This window comes from Xanthomonas sp. 3498 (genome assembly GCF_014199795.1).
GTDB lineage: Bacteria > Pseudomonadota > Gammaproteobacteria > Xanthomonadales > Xanthomonadaceae > Xanthomonas_A > Xanthomonas_A rydalmerensis.
Map to the genome: position 1 here is coordinate 117,726 of NZ_JACHOH010000007.1, position 18,762 is coordinate 136,487.

The window sequence follows — 18,762 nt, forward strand, 5'->3', positions numbered from 1 at the left end:
GCCACGACGCCGACACGGCAACCGGGCCCAACGCCTCAGGGGTTGCTCGGCGAACGCGGCACGCCGGCCGGCGCCGCATCCAGCGCGCCGATCAGCAACCGCACCACCGGCGTGCCCAGGCCGACCGTGTAGTTGTACTTGCCCTTGATCGGCTGGTTGTTGTCGACCACGCCGTTGTAGCCGGGGATGCCGCGATGCAGCGCCTCCGGGCCATTGGCGGCCAGGCGGTACAGGTAGTCGTTGAGATTGCCCTGGCGGCCCTGCTTCTCCACCAGCAGCGCGACCGCGCTGGCGAACTCCGGCGCGGCGACGCTGGTGCCGATCACTGCCTCGATGCCGCCCTTGAAGTAGGTGGCGACCGAGCTGTCGCCGTCGCGGCAGGGTTGCGTGGCGATCGTCGGGCAGCCGCCGACCAGCATGCCGATGTCCGGCAGCGTCCGCATGGACGTGCGCGTGCCGCCGAGCGCACGCAACTGGTAGGCCGGGCGCTGGAACAACGTGCTGACGCCGCCGCCGGCGCCCCAGTAGCCGCCGGCCAGGTTCGCGCCGAAGCCGTAGTAGTCGGCGGTCTCCAGCGGATCGCCGTAGGCGCTTTCGCTCTTGTAGCCCGACTCCAGGCTGCCCTTCTTGTACGCGGTGAGCAGGTTGCCGCCACCGACCGCGGTCACGTGCGGGCTGGCCGCCGGATGCTCGACGCCGGCGACGAAGTGGCCGTCCTTGTGGTCGACCGCGTACTGCGTGTCGGCGCAGTCCAGGCCGGCGTTGTCGCCGCTGGAGGCGACGAAGGTGATGCCCTGCGCGTTGCCCTGCTTGAACACCGCATCGTAGGGGCGCAGCAGCGAAGTGAAATCCTTGCCGCCGTTGTAGGCCGCGGTGTAGTACAGCTCGCAACCGCCGAACGAGGAGCTGACCACGTCGGCCTGGTTGTCCTGCACGATCTGCCGGTAGCCGGCCAGCACCGATGCGTCGGTCAGATCGGGGATCACGTACAGCAGCACGCGCGCGCCCGGCGCGCCACCGAGCGCCATCTCCACATCGAGCGCGGCTTCGCCCGCCGCGGCGTCGTTGCCGTCCTGCAGGCCCGGCTTGGCGCCGGCCACGTAGTGGCGCGCGTACAGCGTCGGGTTGGCGTGGTTGGCCGCGTAGCGGCTGAAGTTTTCGTGGTCGAACATCGCCTTGATGTCCGAATCCAGCACGTCGCTGCTGATCAGGATGGCGATGGTGCTGCCGCTGCCGTCAAGCCGGCGCTGCTGCCCGGCCGCGCCGGTCGTGGCCTGGTAGGAAGGATAGCCGTAGGCCTGCTTGAGGTCGTTGTACCAGTAGGTCGTGCCACCGGCGCCGTAGCGGTTGGCGGGATTCTTGGTGGACGCGCGCTGCCAGTTGACGTGCATCGGCGGCGCACCGCGGGTGAGGCCGGTCACGGTCGCACCGCTGTCGCGTAGCGCGGCCGGCAGTTGCAAGGGAGCGGCGGCGGCGAGGCGGGCCTGGTTGCCCTGCTGCACCTCGGCGGTCAGCGGCACCGCGAACAGCCGCTCGACGTTGTCCGCACTCGCGCTGACATGCAAGGTGGTGCCCTGCTCGGTGACGTTCATGTGCGCGGCCTGCAGCGCGGCACGCACCTGCGCGACCTGCGCGGGCGCCGGGGCGAAGCGGCGCTGGAACTCGGCCGGCGTCAGCCAGTGGTGGTATTGCGGCGAAACCGGATCCTGGATATCGGCCAGCAGCGCGTCCAGCCCGGCTTGATCGCGCAACGGCAGGTGCACGTCGAAGTTGACCGGCGCGCTGCGCAGCGTTGCGGTCATCGCCGCGATGGAGGCGTCGGGCGCGGCACTGGCGGTGCCGAGCGCGCACAGCAGGGAAGCGGACAACACGGCAGCCAGCAAGGGCCGACGGCGGATGCGATCAAGCATGGGCGTCTCTCCGGGGGTAGAGCGAATGGACGAGGCCGTGGCGGCCTCGCGGTGGGAAATTCATCGCCCCTCTCCCACCGGGAGAGGGGTTGGGGTGAAAATGCGGAGCGCGAAGCGACCCATCGCTGCGAGGCTGCGCCCGACCCTCATCCGCCCCTGCGGGGCACCTTCTCCCGATGGGAGAAGGGAGAGGCCGAGCCCCTCTCCCACCGGGAGAGGGGTTGGGGTGAGGGTACGGCGCGCGAAGCGCACGCATGATCCGTCACTGCGAGGCTTCGCCCGTACCCTCATCCGCCCCTGCGGGGCACCTTCTCCCGAGGGGAGAAGGGAGAAGCCAGGGCCCCTCTCCCGCCGGGAGAGGGGTTGGGGTGAGGGTACGGCGCGCGCAGCGCGCACGCAGGCCGGTCGATGCGAGGACTCAGCGCAGCAAACGAACGGCGATTCAGCGCAGATGGACACGGACGATGATCCAAGCGACACAAATGCGCTGCGCTTCCTGCTCATGTCTGCACGCATCGGCACGTCGTCGGGCTTGGGCGAGGCCTGATCATTGAGGAGGAATACACCACAAAACTTTGACGGCCGGCGCCGTTTTCGACTTTGTAAACAGCGCTTTTCACGGCGTTTCCGATACATGCGCGTACATGTGCTCGCCACCCGCCATGCGTGGCAATGGACGACACTCTGTATCGCATTGATGTCGATGCACGCGGTGCCACGCCGTGTCTTCCGGCATGGCGCGCGATGGCCTGCTTGCCGCCATGACCCGCCTTGCGGATGCGCCGCGAACGCCATGCCACAGGACCGCTGCATGACAAACGCAATGCAGGTGACGCCAACCTGCAACGTCGCTGTCGCATCGTGTGCGCACTTCCTTTACGAATCCCCTTGCGCATGCCTCTCCATTCCCTGCTGAGCACGGCGATCCTCGCCGCCCTGTTGTCGCCCTTCGCCGCCACCGCCGCGGAGCCCGCCGCTGCCGATGGCGCTGCGTCCGACGTGCAGCAACTCGACGCGGTGTCGGTGATCGGCCAGGGCGAGACCCGCCAGGTGCAGCGCATCACCGCGCAGGACCTGGCGGTGCTGCCGCCGGGCACCAGCATCCAGAAGCTGCTCAACCGCATTCCCGGCGTCAACGTGCAGTCCAACGACGCCTTCGGCGCCAACGAGGAATCGCAGACCATCAGCCTGCGCGGTTTCAACGGCACCCGCCTGGGCTACACGCTCGACGGCCTGCCGCTGGGCGACAACGCCTACGGCAACTACAACGGCCTGAACATCAGCCGCGCGCTGATCGCCGAGAACTTCGGCGGCGTGGAACTGGCCTCGGGCATCGGCAGCCTGGGCACCGCCTCCACCAGCAACCTCGGCGGCACGGTGCAGTACTACTCGGACGATCCGTCCACCGAAGTGGGCGTGCGCCTGGCGCAGACCGTGGGTTCGGACAACAACCGCCGCACCTACCTGCGCCTGGATACCGGCGAGCACAACGGCTTCTCCGCCTACCTGTCCGGCATCTACGCCGACGCCGACATGTGGGCCAAGCCGGAATCGCCGACCCACACCGCGCAGTTCAACGGCAAGGGCGTGTACCAGTTCGAGGGCGGCAAGATCACCGCCTTCATCGACACCTCGCGCACCTCGCAGGCCGACTACGCCTACCTGTCCAAGAGCGGCCTGCACCGCGGCCTGGGCTGGGACTGGAACCTATACGCGCCGGACTGGCAGCGCGCGCTGGCCGCGGCCTACTGCGCGCCGGCCACGCGCGACCCCAGCCGTTGCGGCTACAGCGGCGGCGTGGACAACACCGACGACGCCTACTACCAGAGCCGCGCGCTGCGCAACGACGACCTGTACTACCTGGCCGGCGACTTCCAGCCGTCGGATGCGGTGAGCGTGCACACCCAGGTCTACCACCACGAGAACGAAGGCCAGGGCCACTGGTGGTCGCCGGGCCAGCCGTCCTACCCGGGCACGCCGCAGGCGCTGCCGATCTCGATCCGCAGCACCAACTACACCATCAACCGCACCGGCGGCATCGCCTCGCTGGGTTGGGACATCGGCCCGCACCACCTGGAAGCGGGCGTGTGGTACGAGCGCAACAAGCACCACGTGGAGCGCAACTTCTACTGGATCGATGGCCCGATCGACGACGACCTCTTTCTGAGCAACCCGAACCGCCGGCTGTTCTCGCAGGACTACGTCATCACCACCAAGCAGGCCTACGTGCAGGGCACCTTCAAGCTGCTCGACGACCGCCTGACCCTGGACATCGGCGCCAAGAGCCCGCACACCACGATGACCGCGCGCGAGACCCCGGGGATCGCGGTGGAAGCGCCGGTGGCCAACGGCGAACTCAAGGCCAGCAAGGCATTGCTGCCGCAGGCCGGCGTGCGCTACCGCCTGGCCGAGGGCCAGGAAGTGTTCGCCTCCTACGCCGAGAACATCGCCGCGTTCCAGGGCGGCGGCGCCGGCGGCCCGCTGCTGGTGACCCAGGCCTCGTTCGACGCCAGCGTCGGCGCGCTGCAGCCGGAGAAGTCCAAGACCTTCGAAGCCGGCTATCGCCTGGTGCGCGACCAGTTCGAGGCCTCGCTGGTCGGCTACGACGTCACCTTCGACAACCGCCTGCTCTCGCTCAACCCCTGCCCGAGCATCCAGCAGGGCACCACCCCGGCGTGCACCACGCGCTTCTTCAACGTCGGCTCGGTGAGCAGCCGCGGCGGCGAGTTGACCTTCATCTGGAAGCCGAACGCGCACCTGCAGTGGTACAACTCGGCCTCGATCAACCGCTCCACCTACGACGACAACTACGTGCAGAACGGCGTGGTCATCCCCACCGCCGGCAAGATCACCGTGGACACGCCCAAGCGCATGTTCGCCAGCGAACTGAGCTGGACCTGGAACGGCTGGAACGCCAACCTGCGCGGCAAGTACACCGGCCAGCGCTACTACACCTACACCAACGACCAGGGCTTCGGCGGCTATACCTCCTTCGATGCCGGCGCCGGCTACGATTTCGGCGCGGTGTCGTTCCTGCAGGACCTGAAGCTGTCGTTGAACGTCACCAACCTCACCGACAAGCGCTACGCCTCCAACCTCACCGCCTTCAGCAACAGCGACCCGAATGGCCGCTCGCTGGCCTTCCACGCCAGCGCGCCGCGGCAGGCGTTCCTGACCCTGGACGCGCGCTTCTGAGCGCGTCCATCCTGTCCGCCCGCCCCCGCACCGGAACGCATGCGATGATCCGATCCACCTCCTGGTTGTTGGGATGCGCGATGGCCGTGTTGACGACCACCGCGGCGGCCGCACCGGCCGCCGCACCGGGCGAGAGCAAGCCGCTGGTGATCGGCCACCGCGGCGCCAGCGCGCTGCGCCCCGAGCACACCCTGGCCTCCTACGCCAAGGCCATCGCCGACGGCGCCGACTTCATCGAGCCGGACCTGGTCTCGACCAAGGATGGCGTGCTGGTGGCGCGCCACGAGAACGAGATCGGTGGCACCACCGACGTGGCCGCGCATCCGGAGTTCGCCGCGCGCAAGACCGTCAAGCAGATCGACGGGCAGCGCGTGGAAGGCTGGTTCACCGAGGACTTCACCCTGGGCGAGCTGAAGACGCTGCGCGCGCGCGAGCGCCTGCCGCAACTGCGCGGCACCGCCTTCGACGGGCAGTTCCAGGTACCGACCCTGGACGAGATCATCGACTTCACCGCGGCCGAGTCGGCCACGCGCGGGCGGCCGATCGGGCTGATCCCGGAGATCAAGCACGGCACCTACTTCCGCGGGCTCGGCCTGGCGATGGAAGACAAGCTGGTCGCCACGCTCGATGCGCATGCCTACACGCGCAAGGCGCCGGTGGTAATCCAGTCGTTCGAGATCGGCAACCTCGAGTCTCTGCACGGCAAGCTCGGCGACACCCATCCGAACGTGCGCCTGGTGCAGTTGCTGGGCGATCCCAATGACCGCCCGGGCGACCAGTTGCGCGACGGCCCGACCTACGCGCAGATGGGCAGCGCGCAGGGCCTGCGCGCGATCGCCAGGTACGCACAGCTGGTCAGCCCGAATCTGCGTGCGATCATGCCGGTGACCGCCGACGGCGCCCTGGCCGCGCCCACGCCCTTCGTTGCCGACGCGCATGCGGCCGGCCTGCAGGTGATTCCGTACACCTTCCGGCCCGAGAACTATTTCCTGCCCAAGCAGCTGCAGGACGCACGCGGCCCGGCCGCGGTGAACGCCGCCGGCAGCATGAAGGAAATGCGCGCGCTGATCGATGCCGGCATCGATGGCTTCTTCACCGACGACCCGGCCGTGGGTCGCGCCGCGGTGGACGGGACACCGCCGCCGGCGCGTTGAGGCCGGGAGTGGGGATTGGGGATTGGGGAATCGCAACAGCGGTTCCCATTGCGGCGTTCCTCCTGTAGGAGCGGCTTCAGCCGCGACCACGCGAGATCGGGAAATGCCCTGTCGCGGCTGAAGCCGCTCCTACGACGCAGGGGTGCGTTGAGATCGTCCACACGCCCGGCATTGGTCATGGTGCGTCCAGGCCGCGATAATGCGCGCCCACCGCTCCTGCCTCGATCGCCGTGTCCTCCGTCGCCGCTCCCTCGCCCACCTTCGCCGCGCTAACCCCGCGCGCGCTGCTGCTGTCCGTGCTGGCGATGGGCGCGGTGGTGCTGCTGTCGAACGTGCTGGTGCAGTTCCCGATCAACGACTGGCTGACCTGGGGCGCCTTCAGCTATCCGCTGGCGTTCCTGGTCAGCAATTTGATCAACCGCCGCTTCGGCCCGCGCGCGGCGCGGCGGGTAGCCTGGTGCGGGTTCGCGCTGGCGGTGCTGCTGTCGATCTGGATCGCCACCCCGCGCATCGCCGCGGCCTCGTGCCTGGCCTTCATCGCCGCGCAGCTGCTGGACATCACCGTGTTCGACCGGCTGCGCCGCGGGCGCTGGTGGCGTGCGCCGATCGTCGCCACCACCTGCAGCGCGACCCTGGACACCACGATCTTCTGGTCGATCGCCTTCGCCGGCTCGGCGCTGCCCTGGTTGAGCTGGGCCGCCGGCGACTTGGCGGTGAAACTGGGCATCGGCGTGTGCCTGCTGGCGCCGTTCCGCGCACTGCTGTGGCGGATGGCGCCGACGCGGTAGCTTGTGTAAGACATCGATAATGCAGCAATCCGCCGCCTCCACCCGTCGCGGCTGAAGCCGCTCCCACAGTGGCGGCGTCGACGCTGCCAGGAACTGCATTGTGGGAGGGACTTCAGTCCCGACGGCCGACTAGGGCTGCACTCTTCCACCTCCGCGCGTCGCGGCTGAAGCCGCTCCTACAGTGGCGGCGTCGACGCTTCCGGGCACTGCATTGTGGGAGGGACTTCAGTCCCGACGTGCTGTGTCGAACGCGCTGCACTGCGCCATCGCAACGCATGCACACTCCTGGGTAGAGCGGCTCCCACACAGCCTGCCGCTCTCGCGACCGTGGCACCCCGCAGCCCATGCCCATGCGCTGGACAGCACCCGCAGCATCCTCTCGACACAGCGCGTCCGCCGCGCCTTCAGTGCGCCGCCTCATCGCCTGCACGCCCTTCGACGAACACCAGATCCAGGGCGGCCGCGGCCTGGCGAATCGCCGCACGCGCCGCGGCGATCTCGGCGGTAGGCGCGGTCAGGCGCGGACGTCGGTCCAGTGTGCAGGCCAGGCCGGCCTCCACCAGCGTGGCGTGCGCGGCATGCAGGCCCGCCGCGATGGACGGTGGCAGCCAGCCGCTGTGCGCCAGTGCGTCGATCAGCGCCGGGGTGTCGCGCGGCGCCAGCAGCGCCGGCTGCTGCGCGGCGTCGAGCAGCACGCCGGCCTGCACCAGGAACTCCAGGTCGACCAGGCCGCCGGCGCCCTGCTTGAGGTCGAAGCGCGCGGCATCGCTGCGGTCCAGCTCGGTGCGCATGCGCGCACGCATCTTGCGCACTTCCTCGCGGAGCGCTGCGGCCTCGCGCGGGCGCGCCAGGGTCTGCGCGCGCACCTGCTCGAACTGCTGCAGCAACGGCGCATCGCCGGCCACGCCGCGCGCGCGCACCAGCGCCTGATGCTCCCAAGTCCAGGCGCGCTCGCGCTGGTACTCGCGGTAGCTGGCCAGCGACGACACCAGCGCGCCCTTGCCGCCGTCCGGGCGCAGGCGCACGTCGATGTCGTACAGGCGGCCGCCGCCGGTGACCGCGCCGAGCAGGGCGATCACCTTCTGCGCCAGCCGCGCGAACCAGCGCCCGCTCTCCAGCGGCCGCGGCCCGGACGAGGCCTCCACGCCCGCTGGATGGTCGTACAGGAACACCAGATCCAGGTCCGAGCCGATGCCCAACTCCACGCCGCCGAGGCTGCCGTAGCCGACGATGGCGAAACTGCCGCCGGGCACCCCGCCGTGCGCGGCGACCAGCTCGGCGCGGGCCAGGCGCAACACGGTCAGCACCACTGCTTCGGCCAGCTGCGCCAGTTGGCGAGCGCTGTCGAGCGCGGGCTGGCGCCGATCCAGCGTGGCCAGGGCGATGCGGAAACTCAGCGCCTGGCGCGCTTCGTTGAGGCCGCGCAAGGCCGCTTCCGGATCGTCGCCGGCCGCGGCGACCGCGGCATCGCACAACCGCTGCATCGCCGCCAGATCCGGCATCGGGCCGTCCACGCGGCTGTCGAGCAGTTCGTCCAGCAGCAGCGGGTGCGCGGCCAGCCGTTCGGACAGGAACGCGCTGCGCGCCAGCACATCGACCAGCCGCGCCAGCGCGCTGGGTTGTTCGTCGAGCAGGGCCAGATAGCTGGCGCGGCGCAGAATCGCCTGCAGCAGGCCGAGCACGCGATGCAAGGCGGCATCGGCCTGCGCCGAGCGCGCCGCGGCATGCAGCAGCGCCGGCAACACCCGATCCAGGCGCGCGCGCGCGGCATCGGACAGGCTACGCACGCCCAACGACTGCACGAAGCCGCGCAAGGCCTGGTCGGCGCCGTCAGGGTCTGCGAAACCAGCGGCGCGCAGCACCTGCACCTGGCCACCATCGGGCAGGCCACGCCAGTAGTCGGCCAGCGCATCGGGCGCCAGCGTGCGTTCACGCGGCGCCAGCAGTTCGGCGAACTCGGCGGCGACGCGGTCACGCTGTACCTGCAGGGCCGCGTGCAGCGCGGCCCAGTCGGCATAGCCGAGGCCGAAGGCGATGCGTGCGCGGTCCAGCGGATCCTCCGGCAGCGCATGGGTCTGCGCATCGCGCAACATTTGCAGCCGATTCTCCACCCGGCGCAGGAAGCGGTAGGCCTGCGCCAGCGCAGCGCCGTCCTCGGCGGCGACCTGGCCGGCAGCGACCAGCGCGCGCAACGCCGGCAACAGGCGACGCTCACGCAAGGCGGCTTCGCGGCCGCCGCGGATCAACTGCAGCGACTGCACCAGGAACTCGATTTCGCGGATGCCGCCGGCGCCGCGCTTGATGTCGTCCAGGCGGTCGTGGCGCGCGACCTCGGCGGTGATCGCGGCCTTCATCTCGCGCAGGCCGTCCAGCGCGGTGTAGTCGAGATAGCGCCGGTACACGAACGGGCGCAGCGCCTGCAGCCACTCCTCGCCGGCGGCGATGTCGCCAGCCACCGCGCGTGCCTTCAGCCAGGCATAGCGTTCCCAGTCGCGGCCTTCGCGCTGGAAATACTGATCCATGCCGGCGAACGACAGCGCCACCCGGCCGGCCGTGCCGAACGGGCGCAGGCGCAGATCCACGCGGTGCGCGAAGCCGTCGGCGGTGGTCTCGTCGAGCAGCCGCGCCAGGCGCTGGCCGAGCCGCGCGAAGTATTCCTCGGCGGCCAGCGCCCGCGCGCCATCGGACTCGCCGCCCTGCGGATAGGCGTAGACCAGGTCCACGTCGGAGGAGAAATTCAGTTCGCCGCCGCCGAGCTTGCCCAGGCCGAACACCACCAGCCGCTGTACGCTGCCGTCGGCGGCACGCACCACGCCGTGGCGCGCGGCGAACTCGCCCTCCAGCGCCTGCAGCGCCAGCGCCAGGCAGTCCTCGGCCAAGTGCGTGCTGCCGGCCAGGGTGGCATCGACATCGTCCAGCCCCAGCACGTCGCGCCACACCAGCCGCGCCGAGGCCGCCGCGCGGTAGCGGCGCAACTGCGCCGGCCACGCGGCGGGCTGCGCCGGATCCAGCTGCGGCAGCGGCAACGGCGGCGGGTCCGGCTGCGCCAGGTGCGCGAGCAAGGACGGCTGCCGGCACAGCGTGTCGAGCAGGAAATCGCTGGCCAGCAGTGCACGCGCCAGCGCGGGCTCGAAATCGGGGAAAGATGGCCATGGCTGCGCGGCCATGGCCTGGCGCAGGCGCGCCAGGCCGCGATCGAGTGTGGGCTGCAGGGCGGCGGGAACGGCGGCGGGAGTGTTGGACATCGGGCGATTCTGGCATCCCGGGCGTTCAGGCACATGCAATAGCGCATGCGTTTCGCGGCTCGTCGCGAACAACATCACGTCGTAGGAGCGGCTTTAGCCGCGATAGGCATTCCCGGGAACGCCCCGTCGCGGCTAAAGCCGCTCCTACGGGATGCTTCTGCCTTTCACCATGCAAGGCGTTCGGCATCGCTCCCTCATTGCAACTGCGATCGGCTCATAGCGACACGCCACCATCCGCGTGCACGCAGCACCACGCGCCAGGCGTGTCTCGAGGCAATGCCCGCTGCGCGCCGGCGGCGCGGTTGAGGCGTCGCAAACACGGCGCCGCACGCGCCACGCGTTGCCGCACATCGCCGCAATACGCAGCGTTTCACGCCATATTCGCCGCGTTTCGCAGACCCTGCCGCCCGGCCGAATCGGGCGATGGTGTATCATGCGCCCCTCGACGGAGTCCCGCGTGATCACGCGCACCCGCTCCGTCCTTCGATCCCGCGGCGTCGTGGTGTTGACGCGGCCATCCGGGATCGTGCCCCCGCAGACCAGTGCGGCGCCTCTTGCGCCCTTCCGTCTTGCTTTGCCTGCCCTGTGCGGGCCGGGGGTCATGACCTCACCGTTCCAGACAGGAGAAGACATGTCGGAGTTCCACGCCCATTTCGGATGGTTCAAGCGACGCCGCCAACTGCGGGTGGAAGAAGTCACGGTCGTCGACAAACCCATGCTCAAACGGGCGGTCGGCGCGGCGGCGCTGGGCAACGCGATGGAATGGTTCGACTTCGGCGTGTACGGCTATCTCGCCGTGACCCTGGGCCACGTGTTCTTCCCCAGCACCAACCCGACCGCGCAGCTGATCGCCACGTTCGCGACCTTCACCGTGGCGTTCCTGGTGCGTCCGCTGGGCGGGCTGGTGTTCGGCCCCCTGGGCGATCGCTACGGGCGACAGAAGGTGCTGGCCGCGACCATGATCCTGATGGCGCTGGGCACGTTCTCGATCGGCTTGATCCCCTCCTACGAACGCATCGGCATCTGGGCGCCGATCCTGTTGCTGGTGGCGCGGCTGGTGCAGGGCTTTTCCACCGGCGGCGAATACGGCGGCGCGGCGACCTTCATCGCCGAGTATTCGACCGACCGCAACCGCGGCTTCATGAGCAGCTGGCTGGAGTTCGGCACGCTGGCCGGCTACATCGCCGGCGCCGCCACGGTGACCGCGCTGCACGTCGCGCTGAGCGATGCGCAGATGCTCGACTGGGGCTGGCGCGTGCCGTTCCTGATCGCCGGCCCGCTGGGCCTGCTCGGCCTGTACATGCGCATGAAGCTGGAGGAAACCCCGGCGTTCCAGGCCTATGCCGAAGAGGCGGAGAAGCGCGAACACGACGCGCCGGGCCTGGGCGCGCTGTTCCGCATCCACTGGCCGCAGCTGCTCAAGTGCGTGGGCCTGGTGCTGGTCTTCAACGTCACCGACTACATGCTGCTGACCTACATGCCCAGCTATCTCAGCGTCACGATGGGCTATGCCGAGAGCAAGGGATTGCTGCTGATCATCATCGTGATGCTGGTGATGATGCCGCTCAACGTGGTCGGCGGACTCTTCAGCGATCGCCTGGGACGCAGGCCGATGGTGATCGGCGCATGCATCGCGCTGCTGGTGCTGGCGATACCGTGCCTGCTGCTGATCGGCACCGGCAACGACTGGCTGATCTTCCTCGGCCTGATGCTGCTGGGCGTGGCCCTGGTGTGCTTCACCAGCTCGATGCCGTCCACCTTGCCGGCGCTGTTCTACACGCCGGTGCGCTACAGCGCGCTGTCGATCGCCTTCAACGTGTCGGTGTCGCTGTTCGGCGGCACCACCCCGCTGGTCACCGCGTGGCTGGTCGAGCGCACCGGCGATCCGCTGGTGCCGGCGTACTACCTGATGGGTGCGGCGGTGGTGGGCATCGCGACGATGGTCTTCGTGCGCGAAACCGCCGGCCTGCCGCTGCGCGGCTCGCCGCCGGCGGTCGCCAGCGAAGCCGAGGCGCACGCGCTGCTGCGCAGCGATGAGCCGCTGACCGTGGATCCGACCCGGCCGGAACTGCCGCCGTCGCCGGAACCGCCGTCGCAGGCCATGCCGACCTGACGCCATCGCGGAAGCTGCACGCTGGCCGTACCCGATACGGCCAGCGAAGACGTCCCCGAAACGTGGCGCATCGACGCCACTGCGCCGGATGACGGGATCGACATCCCAGACCACGCCGTCGCACCGTGTCCGCGCTCGCCCCAGCCCGGGAAACAGGCAATAAAAAAGCCCGCTTGCAGCGAACTGCCAGCGGGCTTTGCTCCCTCCCCCACGTCGGGATGCAGGGCGATCTTGGGCGCTTTTTTTGGACATTGCACGCTGCACTGCAAAACGATACCGGGCAGTACATTCTGCGGTGTTGGCGGGAATGGGGAAACGGGAATAGGGAATGGGAACAGCGGGCGGATGCGCGCCTTGTGCATGTCCGCGTATTCCCGGCGCCGCGATGCATTGCCCCACCCTTGGCCGGTGCACTGATCGCGGCGCACGGCACGACGCGTTCGCCGTCGCGCTAGGGCGATGCGGCCGGTGCCGGCGCCTCTGGCAGCCACGCCGGTTGCTTGTCGTACCATTCGCGCGCGCCGAGCAGATGCCATTGCCGTTGTTCGCCGCGCAAGGCCACGCCCACGCCGAGCACGCCCCAGCGCGCATACAGATCGCCCTGCGTTCCGGCGTCGCCGACGCGCAGGCGCGCGCGCAAGGCCACCCGTTCGTTCTCTGCCGAGACCCGATCCAGCCATAGCGCGTCCTTGCGCCAACGCAGCTGACCGCTGGCCTGCAGTTGGCCGGCGTCGGCCAGCTTCAACAACCACGCCGGCGCATCGCTGTGCTGCGCGAACACCGCCAGCACCGGGCCGGCGTCGCGCATCTGCATCTGCACCTGCGCATCGGCCTGCACCGGCGCCGCCGCGGCGATGCGGCCCTGCGGAATGCGCAGCGTCGCCCACCAGTCGCCTTGCTTGGGCTGGGTGCCGTAGCGCACGCCCTGCAGGCGCAGCGTGCTGCCGCTCAGATCGAAGCGCTTGTCCTGCAGTTCGGCGCGGCGCAGCCGCGCGTCCAGGTCGAGATCGCCGGCCAGTTCCAGGCCCGCGGTCTGCAGCCGCGCCTGGCGGCCGAGCACGCGCACGCTACCCTGGCCGACCTGGCCGGACGCGTCCAGCTGCAGGTCGCCGCTGAGCCGGCCGTCGCCACCGAGCACACGCACCTGCGCCGCCGGCAGGTAGCGGTTGTAGGCGCGCAGGTCGGGCACACGCGCGTCGGCGAAGCGCAACCGTGCCTGCAACGAATCGCGCAAGGTGGCCAGTGCGCCATCGCCCTGCAAGTCCAGTTGCAGATTCTCGCCTTCGACGAAACTCGCCTTGGGCTCGGCCAGCGGCGCCAGCACGAAACGACGCATGCGCACATCCAGCTGCGTGCGCGGCTGTTCGGCGCTGCCGACGATGCGGCCGACCGCCTGCGCCTTGCCGCTCAGTCGCACGCGCATGATCTCCGCCACCGCCTGCACGTCGGGCACGTCGAGGCGGCTGCCGGGCTGCAGCGCGCCCTGCCGCAGCAGCAGATCGGCGGCGACGTCGCCGCCGCCGTCGAGCTGGAACCAGGGCTTGCGCACCAGCAGGTCGCTGATCCAGTTCAACGATTCGAAATGCCAGCGCCCCTGCACGCGGCCGGAGGTGCGCGGCAGCAGCGCCGCCGGGTCGGCGAACGGCACCTGGCGCCCGGCGATGCGCAGGTCGGCATCGAGCATGCTGCGCGGATCGACCTGGCCGGGCAGGCGCGCGCGTGCGCGGATGCTGTCGCCCTCCATGTCCAGCAGCAGCGCCAGCACGCCGCGATCGGTGGCGCCGACGCCGGCATGCAACGGCACCCGCCAGTTGAGCGTGCTGCCGGGCTGCAGCGCGCCGCGCAGCAGGTGCAAGTCGGCCTGAATGTGACCGAGCCCAGGTTCGGTGCTCAGCTTGGTGGTGTCGCCGGCGGTGTCGATGCGCAGTGCCACGCTGCGCCCGTGCACGCGCAGCGCCAGGTCGGTGATATCCAGCTTGCGCAACCCCGGCGCCTGCGCGCGGTAGTGGCGCGGGAACGAGAAGCGCGCGTCCAGCGTGGCCTGGTCGGCGATCTGGCGCTTGCCGTAGCGCACGCTGGCGTCCTCGAACACGATCTGCGAGCGGAACAGTTCCGACGGGCCGCCGCGCAACTGCTTGAGGAAGCCGACGGTGCCATGGCCCTTGCCCTCGATCGCCAGCTCGCCGAAGCGCGCGCGCTGCAGCGTGCCGCTGTGGATCGCATCGAAGCGCAGGGTCCAGCCCTGGTCGCTGGGCGGCGGCGGCGGGATCATGTCGTCGACGCGGTCCATCTCGCCGATCACGTTCACCGCTTCCATCCACGGCAGGCGCACTTCGCGATGCAGCAGCGGCAGCAGCGCGATGCGCGCGCTGACGCGGTCGGCGCGCACCTGCCAGACGTTGCGTTGCACATGGCCGCGCATGCGCACGTTCCAGGCGGTGATGAAGCCGGGCAGCACGGTGAATGCCGGCCCGGTGTGCATGCGGAACTTCTCCGGCTTGCGGTTGGTGGCCAGGTCGAACAGCGGCGTGTTGAGGAACACGTTGCCGGCCAGCAGATACAGCAGGTACGCGATCAACAGGCCGCGCAGGAGCAGGCGCCAGCCGCGCGGCAAACGCCGGTAGCGCGCGTGGACGGCAGTCAGTGGGCGAGTGAGGAGCGGCACCGCCGCACTATCGCCGCGGCGCGGCGTGGAGCGCGTGAAAGCGGCAGTGGCGCGCACCCGGCGTTGCGTGGCGGTGCACGCATGGCCGCCAGATCGCGTCCGTTGCACCGGCGGCGCGCGCGCTGCGTCCCGCCGTCGCAATGCCGGGCTCCACCAGGAGAAGGGAGAAGCCAGAGCCCCTCTCCCACCGGGAGAGGGGTTGGGGTGAGGGTCCGGTGCGCGCAGCGCCGCACACATCGCACACACCGTGGTGCGGCGGCATTTCTGCGTTTCGTTGCGCCAGCATGCGCTGCCGCGCGACAGGCGCGGAAAGTGGGGACGCACCCCAGGGCGGGCCTGGTCCCGATCCGCGATAATTGCCGTCCCCTTCCCATGTCATGGTCGCCGCATGTCCGCCGAACGCATCCTCCATCCCCGCCTGCGCGAGCGCATCGTCAGCGCCGAGGCCGCGGCGGCGTTGATCCAGCCGGGCGAGACGGTGGCGATGAGCGGCTTCACCGGCTCCGGCTATCCCAAGGCGGTGCCGATGGCGCTGGCGCAGCGCATCGAGGCGGCGCACCTGCAGGGCCAGCCGTTCAAGATCCAGCTGATGACCGGCGCCTCCACCGCACCGGAACTGGACGGCGCGCTGGCCAAGGCCGACGGCATTGCCCTGCGCATGCCGTTCCAGTCCGACCCGGACGCGCGCCAGCGCATCAACGCCGGCAGCCTGGACTACATCGACATCCATCTCAGCCATGTCGCCCAGCACGTGTGGTTCGGCTTCTACGGGCAGATCGACACGGCGGTGGTGGAAGTGTCCGGCATCCGCGAAGACGGCAGCCTGATCCCGTCGACCTCGATCGGCAACAACAAGACCTGGCTGGACCTGGCGAAGAAGGTGATCGTCGAGGTCAACGACTGGCAGCCGGCCGGCATCGACGGCATGCACGACGTGTACTACGGCACTGCCTTGCCACCACACCGCAAACCGATCCCGTTGCTGCATGCCGACGATCGCATCGGCGAGCCGTCGCTGCGCTGCGACCCGGACAAGATCGTGGCGGTGGTGCGCACCCACGGGCCTGACCGCAACAGCCCGTTCACTGCGGCCGACGCCACCAGCCAGCGCATCGCCGAGCACCTGATCGCGTTCTTCCAGCACGAGGTCGGCAAGGGCCGGCTGCCGCCCAACCTGCTGCCGCTGCAGTCCGGCGTGGGCAACATCCCCAACGCCGTGCTGGCCGGGCTGGCCAGCAGCGGCTTCCGCGATCTCAGCGCGTTCACCGAAGTGATCCAGGACGGCATGCTCGACCTGCTGCGCAGCGGCGTGCTCAAGGTCGCCTCGTGCACCGGCTTCGCGCTGAGCCCGGAGGCCAACGAGGAGTTCAAGCGCAACATCGATTTCTACCGCGAGCGCATCATCCTGCGCACGCAGGAGATCTCCAACCATCCGGAACTGGTGCGGCGGCTGGGCTGCATCGGCATGAACGGCATGATCGAGGCCGACCTGTACGGCAACGTCAATTCCACCCACGTGATGGGCAGCCGCATCATGAACGGCATCGGCGGCTCCGGCGACTTCGCCCGCAATGGTTTCCTGTCGATCTTCCTCAGCCCCAGCACCGCGAAGAACGGCAGCATCTCGTCGATCGTGCCGATGGTCAGCCACGTCGACCACACCGAGCACGACGTCTCCATCATCGTCACCGAGCATGGCTTGGCCGACCTGCGCGGCCTGCCGCCGCGGCAGCGCGCGCAGCAGTTGCTCACGCACTGCGTGGACCCGAGCTACCGCGCGCAGCTGCAGGACTATTTCGATCGCGCCCTGCACGCCAGCTACGGCAAGCACACCCCGCATCTTCTGCCTGAGGCGCTGTCCTGGCACCAGCGCTGGCTGGACACCGGGACGATGCACGCGGGCGGCTGAGCGGGGCGCCGACAGTGGGTATGCTGCGCCGATGCTGACCACCCTGGCGGTTTCCTCCTATCGTTCCCTGCGCGAGCTGGTGCTGCCGCTGGCCGGGCTGACCCTGATCACCGGGGCCAACGGCAGCGGCAAGTCCAACGTCTATCGCGCGCTGCGCCTGCTCGCCGACACCGCCCAGGGCGGGGTGATCGCCGCGCTGGCCCGCGAAGGCGGTTTGCCGTCGGCGCTGTGGGCCGGCCCGGAGACGCTGAGCCGCGCGGTCCGGCGCGGCGAGCATCCGGTGGAGGGCACGGTGCGGCAGCAGGCCGTCGGGCTGAAACTGGGCTACGCCAGCGACGCGTTCGGCTATGCCATCGACCTGGGCCTGCCGACGCCCTCGGCCTCGGCCTTCGGGCTGGATCCGCAGATCAAGCGCGAATGCATCTGGGCCGGCCCCTGGCTACGCCAGTCCAACCTGCTGGTGGACCGCAACGGGCCGGCGGTGCGTCTGCGCACCCAGGACGATGGCTGGACCGATGCCGGCGCCGGCATTGCCAGTTTCGACAGCGTGCTGGCGCAGTTCTCCGATCCGCGCGCGGCGCCGGAGATGCACCAGGTGCGCGAGAACATCCGGCGCTGGCGCTTCTACGATCACTTCCGCACCGACGCAGCGGCACCGGCGCGCATGGCGCAGATCGGCACGCATACAACGGTGCTGAGCAACGACGGCGCCGACCTCGCCGCGGCCCTGCAGACCATCCTGGAGATCGGCGATGCCGACGGCCTGCATGCGGCGGTGGACGATGCCTTTCCCGGCGCGCGGCTGACGATCGAGGTGCATGCCGGGCGCTTCGACCTGGCGATGCATCAGCATGGCCTGCTGCGGCCGCTGTCGGCGGCGGAGCTGTCCGACGGCACCTTGCGCTATCTGCTGTGGATCGCCGCGCTGCTGAGTCCGCGCCCGCCGGAACTGCTGGTGCTCAACGAACCGGAAGCGAGCCTGCACCCGGACCTGTTGCCTGCGCTGGCGCGGCTGATCGGCGGCGCCGCGCGGCAGGCGCAGATCATCGTGGTCTCGCATGCCAGCCGGCTGATCGCGGCGCTGGAGCAGCAGCCCGATTGCCTGCACCACCTGCTGATCAAGGAGCACGGCCGGACCGACGTCGCCGGCCTGCGCGCGCTCGACCGCCCGGCGTGGCACTGGCCCAGCCGCTGAGGCGGGTCGTGCCTCGCGGGCGTGCCTGCTGCGGATAGCGGCATGCCTGGTGCGATTGTCGAGGCGTTCGAACGTATCGCGTCGGGACTGAAGTCCCTCCCACAGTGCAGCCATCCTCCATCCGGACATCTGCGCGAACGCCCCGCGCCCTTGTAGGAGCGGCTTCAGCCGCGAGAGGCGCTACCGGTAGAGCCGTCGCGGCTGAAGCCGCTCCTACACTGCTGAGGATTCGGCGGTCGGTTGCGGGCTGTCGGACGCCGGCGCGGACAGGAACGCCAGCTTGCGGCCACGCGGCAACTGCTTGAGGGCGTATTCGGCACGCGAGGCAGCGGCGCGGTCGGGATAGGCGCGGCTGGCCAGCAGCCGCACCGGCGGGTTGGCGCGGGTGTACTTGGCGCCGGTGCCGCGCAGATGCGCCTGGAAGCGTGCGTGCAGGTCGGGAGTGATGCCGGCGTAGTAGCTGCCGTTGCGGCATTCGAGCAGGTACAGGAACCAGGGCGTGTCGGCGGCCATGCGCCCATTATCGACGTGGCGGCCGGATTCGCCAGCAACGGTGTCGCCGGTGCGCTCACGCAAACGCGGTCGCCT

10 protein-coding genes are annotated in these 18,762 nt (G+C 69.8%); 6 read left to right on the forward strand and 4 right to left on the reverse strand.

Going from position 1 to position 18,762, the window contains the following annotated elements:
• Positions 1–35: 35 nt before the first annotated feature.
• A complete protein-coding gene (locus GGR66_RS17880) occupies positions 36–1,910 on the reverse strand; it encodes a S53 family peptidase (protein WP_184449553.1) in 1,875 nt (624 codons plus the stop codon).
• Positions 1,911–2,804: 894 nt separating this feature from the next.
• Here GGR66_RS17880 and GGR66_RS17885 point away from each other — a divergent pair.
• The 3 genes from GGR66_RS17885 to GGR66_RS17895 all read left to right on the forward strand — a co-directional run bounded on the left by GGR66_RS17885 (position 2,805) and on the right by GGR66_RS17895 (position 7,047).
• Entirely contained in the window at positions 2,805–5,105 is a 2,301-nt protein-coding gene (locus GGR66_RS17885) for a TonB-dependent receptor (protein WP_184449555.1), read from the forward strand.
• Between the two features lie 80 nt (positions 5,106–5,185).
• Positions 5,186–6,259, forward strand: a complete 1,074-nt coding sequence (locus GGR66_RS17890; RefSeq protein ID WP_184449812.1) for a glycerophosphodiester phosphodiesterase — start codon at positions 5,186–5,188, stop codon at positions 6,257–6,259.
• Positions 6,260–6,489: 230 nt separating this feature from the next.
• Positions 6,490–7,047, forward strand: a complete 558-nt coding sequence (locus GGR66_RS17895) for a queuosine precursor transporter (protein WP_160966541.1) — start codon at positions 6,490–6,492, stop codon at positions 7,045–7,047.
• Positions 7,048–7,451: 404 nt separating this feature from the next.
• On the opposite strand, the gene glnE is transcribed toward GGR66_RS17895, so the two are convergent.
• The gene (glnE, locus tag GGR66_RS17900) at positions 7,452–10,292 is read right to left on the reverse strand and encodes a bifunctional [glutamate--ammonia ligase]-adenylyl-L-tyrosine phosphorylase/[glutamate--ammonia-ligase] adenylyltransferase (RefSeq protein ID WP_184449557.1); all 2,841 of its coding nucleotides are present in this window, start codon (positions 10,290–10,292) and stop codon (positions 7,452–7,454) included.
• Between the two features lie 631 nt (positions 10,293–10,923).
• On the opposite strand from glnE, the gene proP reads away from it, so the two are divergent.
• Positions 10,924–12,405, forward strand: coding sequence for a glycine betaine/L-proline transporter ProP (proP, locus tag GGR66_RS17905; RefSeq protein WP_167088057.1), 1,482 nt, complete (start codon positions 10,924–10,926; stop codon positions 12,403–12,405).
• Between the two features lie 451 nt (positions 12,406–12,856).
• On the opposite strand, the gene GGR66_RS17910 is transcribed toward proP, so the two are convergent.
• Positions 12,857–15,070 carry a hypothetical protein gene (locus GGR66_RS17910; protein ID WP_184449559.1) on the reverse strand — a complete coding sequence of 738 codons (2,214 nt, stop codon included), beginning with the start codon at positions 15,068–15,070 and terminating at the stop codon, positions 12,857–12,859.
• A 388-nt stretch (positions 15,071–15,458) separates the two neighbouring features.
• Here GGR66_RS17910 and GGR66_RS17915 point away from each other — a divergent pair, with 388 nt between their 5' ends.
• On the forward strand, positions 15,459–16,979 hold the full coding sequence (locus tag GGR66_RS17915) for an acetyl-CoA hydrolase/transferase family protein (protein ID WP_184449561.1): 1,521 nt from the start codon (positions 15,459–15,461) through the stop codon (positions 16,977–16,979).
• 31 nt (positions 16,980–17,010) lie between these two features.
• The gene (locus GGR66_RS17920) at positions 17,011–18,174 is read left to right on the forward strand and encodes an AAA family ATPase (protein ID WP_184449563.1); all 1,164 of its coding nucleotides are present in this window, start codon (positions 17,011–17,013) and stop codon (positions 18,172–18,174) included.
• Between the two features lie 213 nt (positions 18,175–18,387).
• On the opposite strand, the gene GGR66_RS17925 is transcribed toward GGR66_RS17920, so the two are convergent.
• Positions 18,388–18,687 carry a GIY-YIG nuclease family protein gene (locus tag GGR66_RS17925; protein WP_184449814.1) on the reverse strand — a complete coding sequence of 100 codons (300 nt, stop codon included), beginning with the start codon at positions 18,685–18,687 and terminating at the stop codon, positions 18,388–18,390.
• Positions 18,688–18,762: the final 75 nt, after the last annotated feature.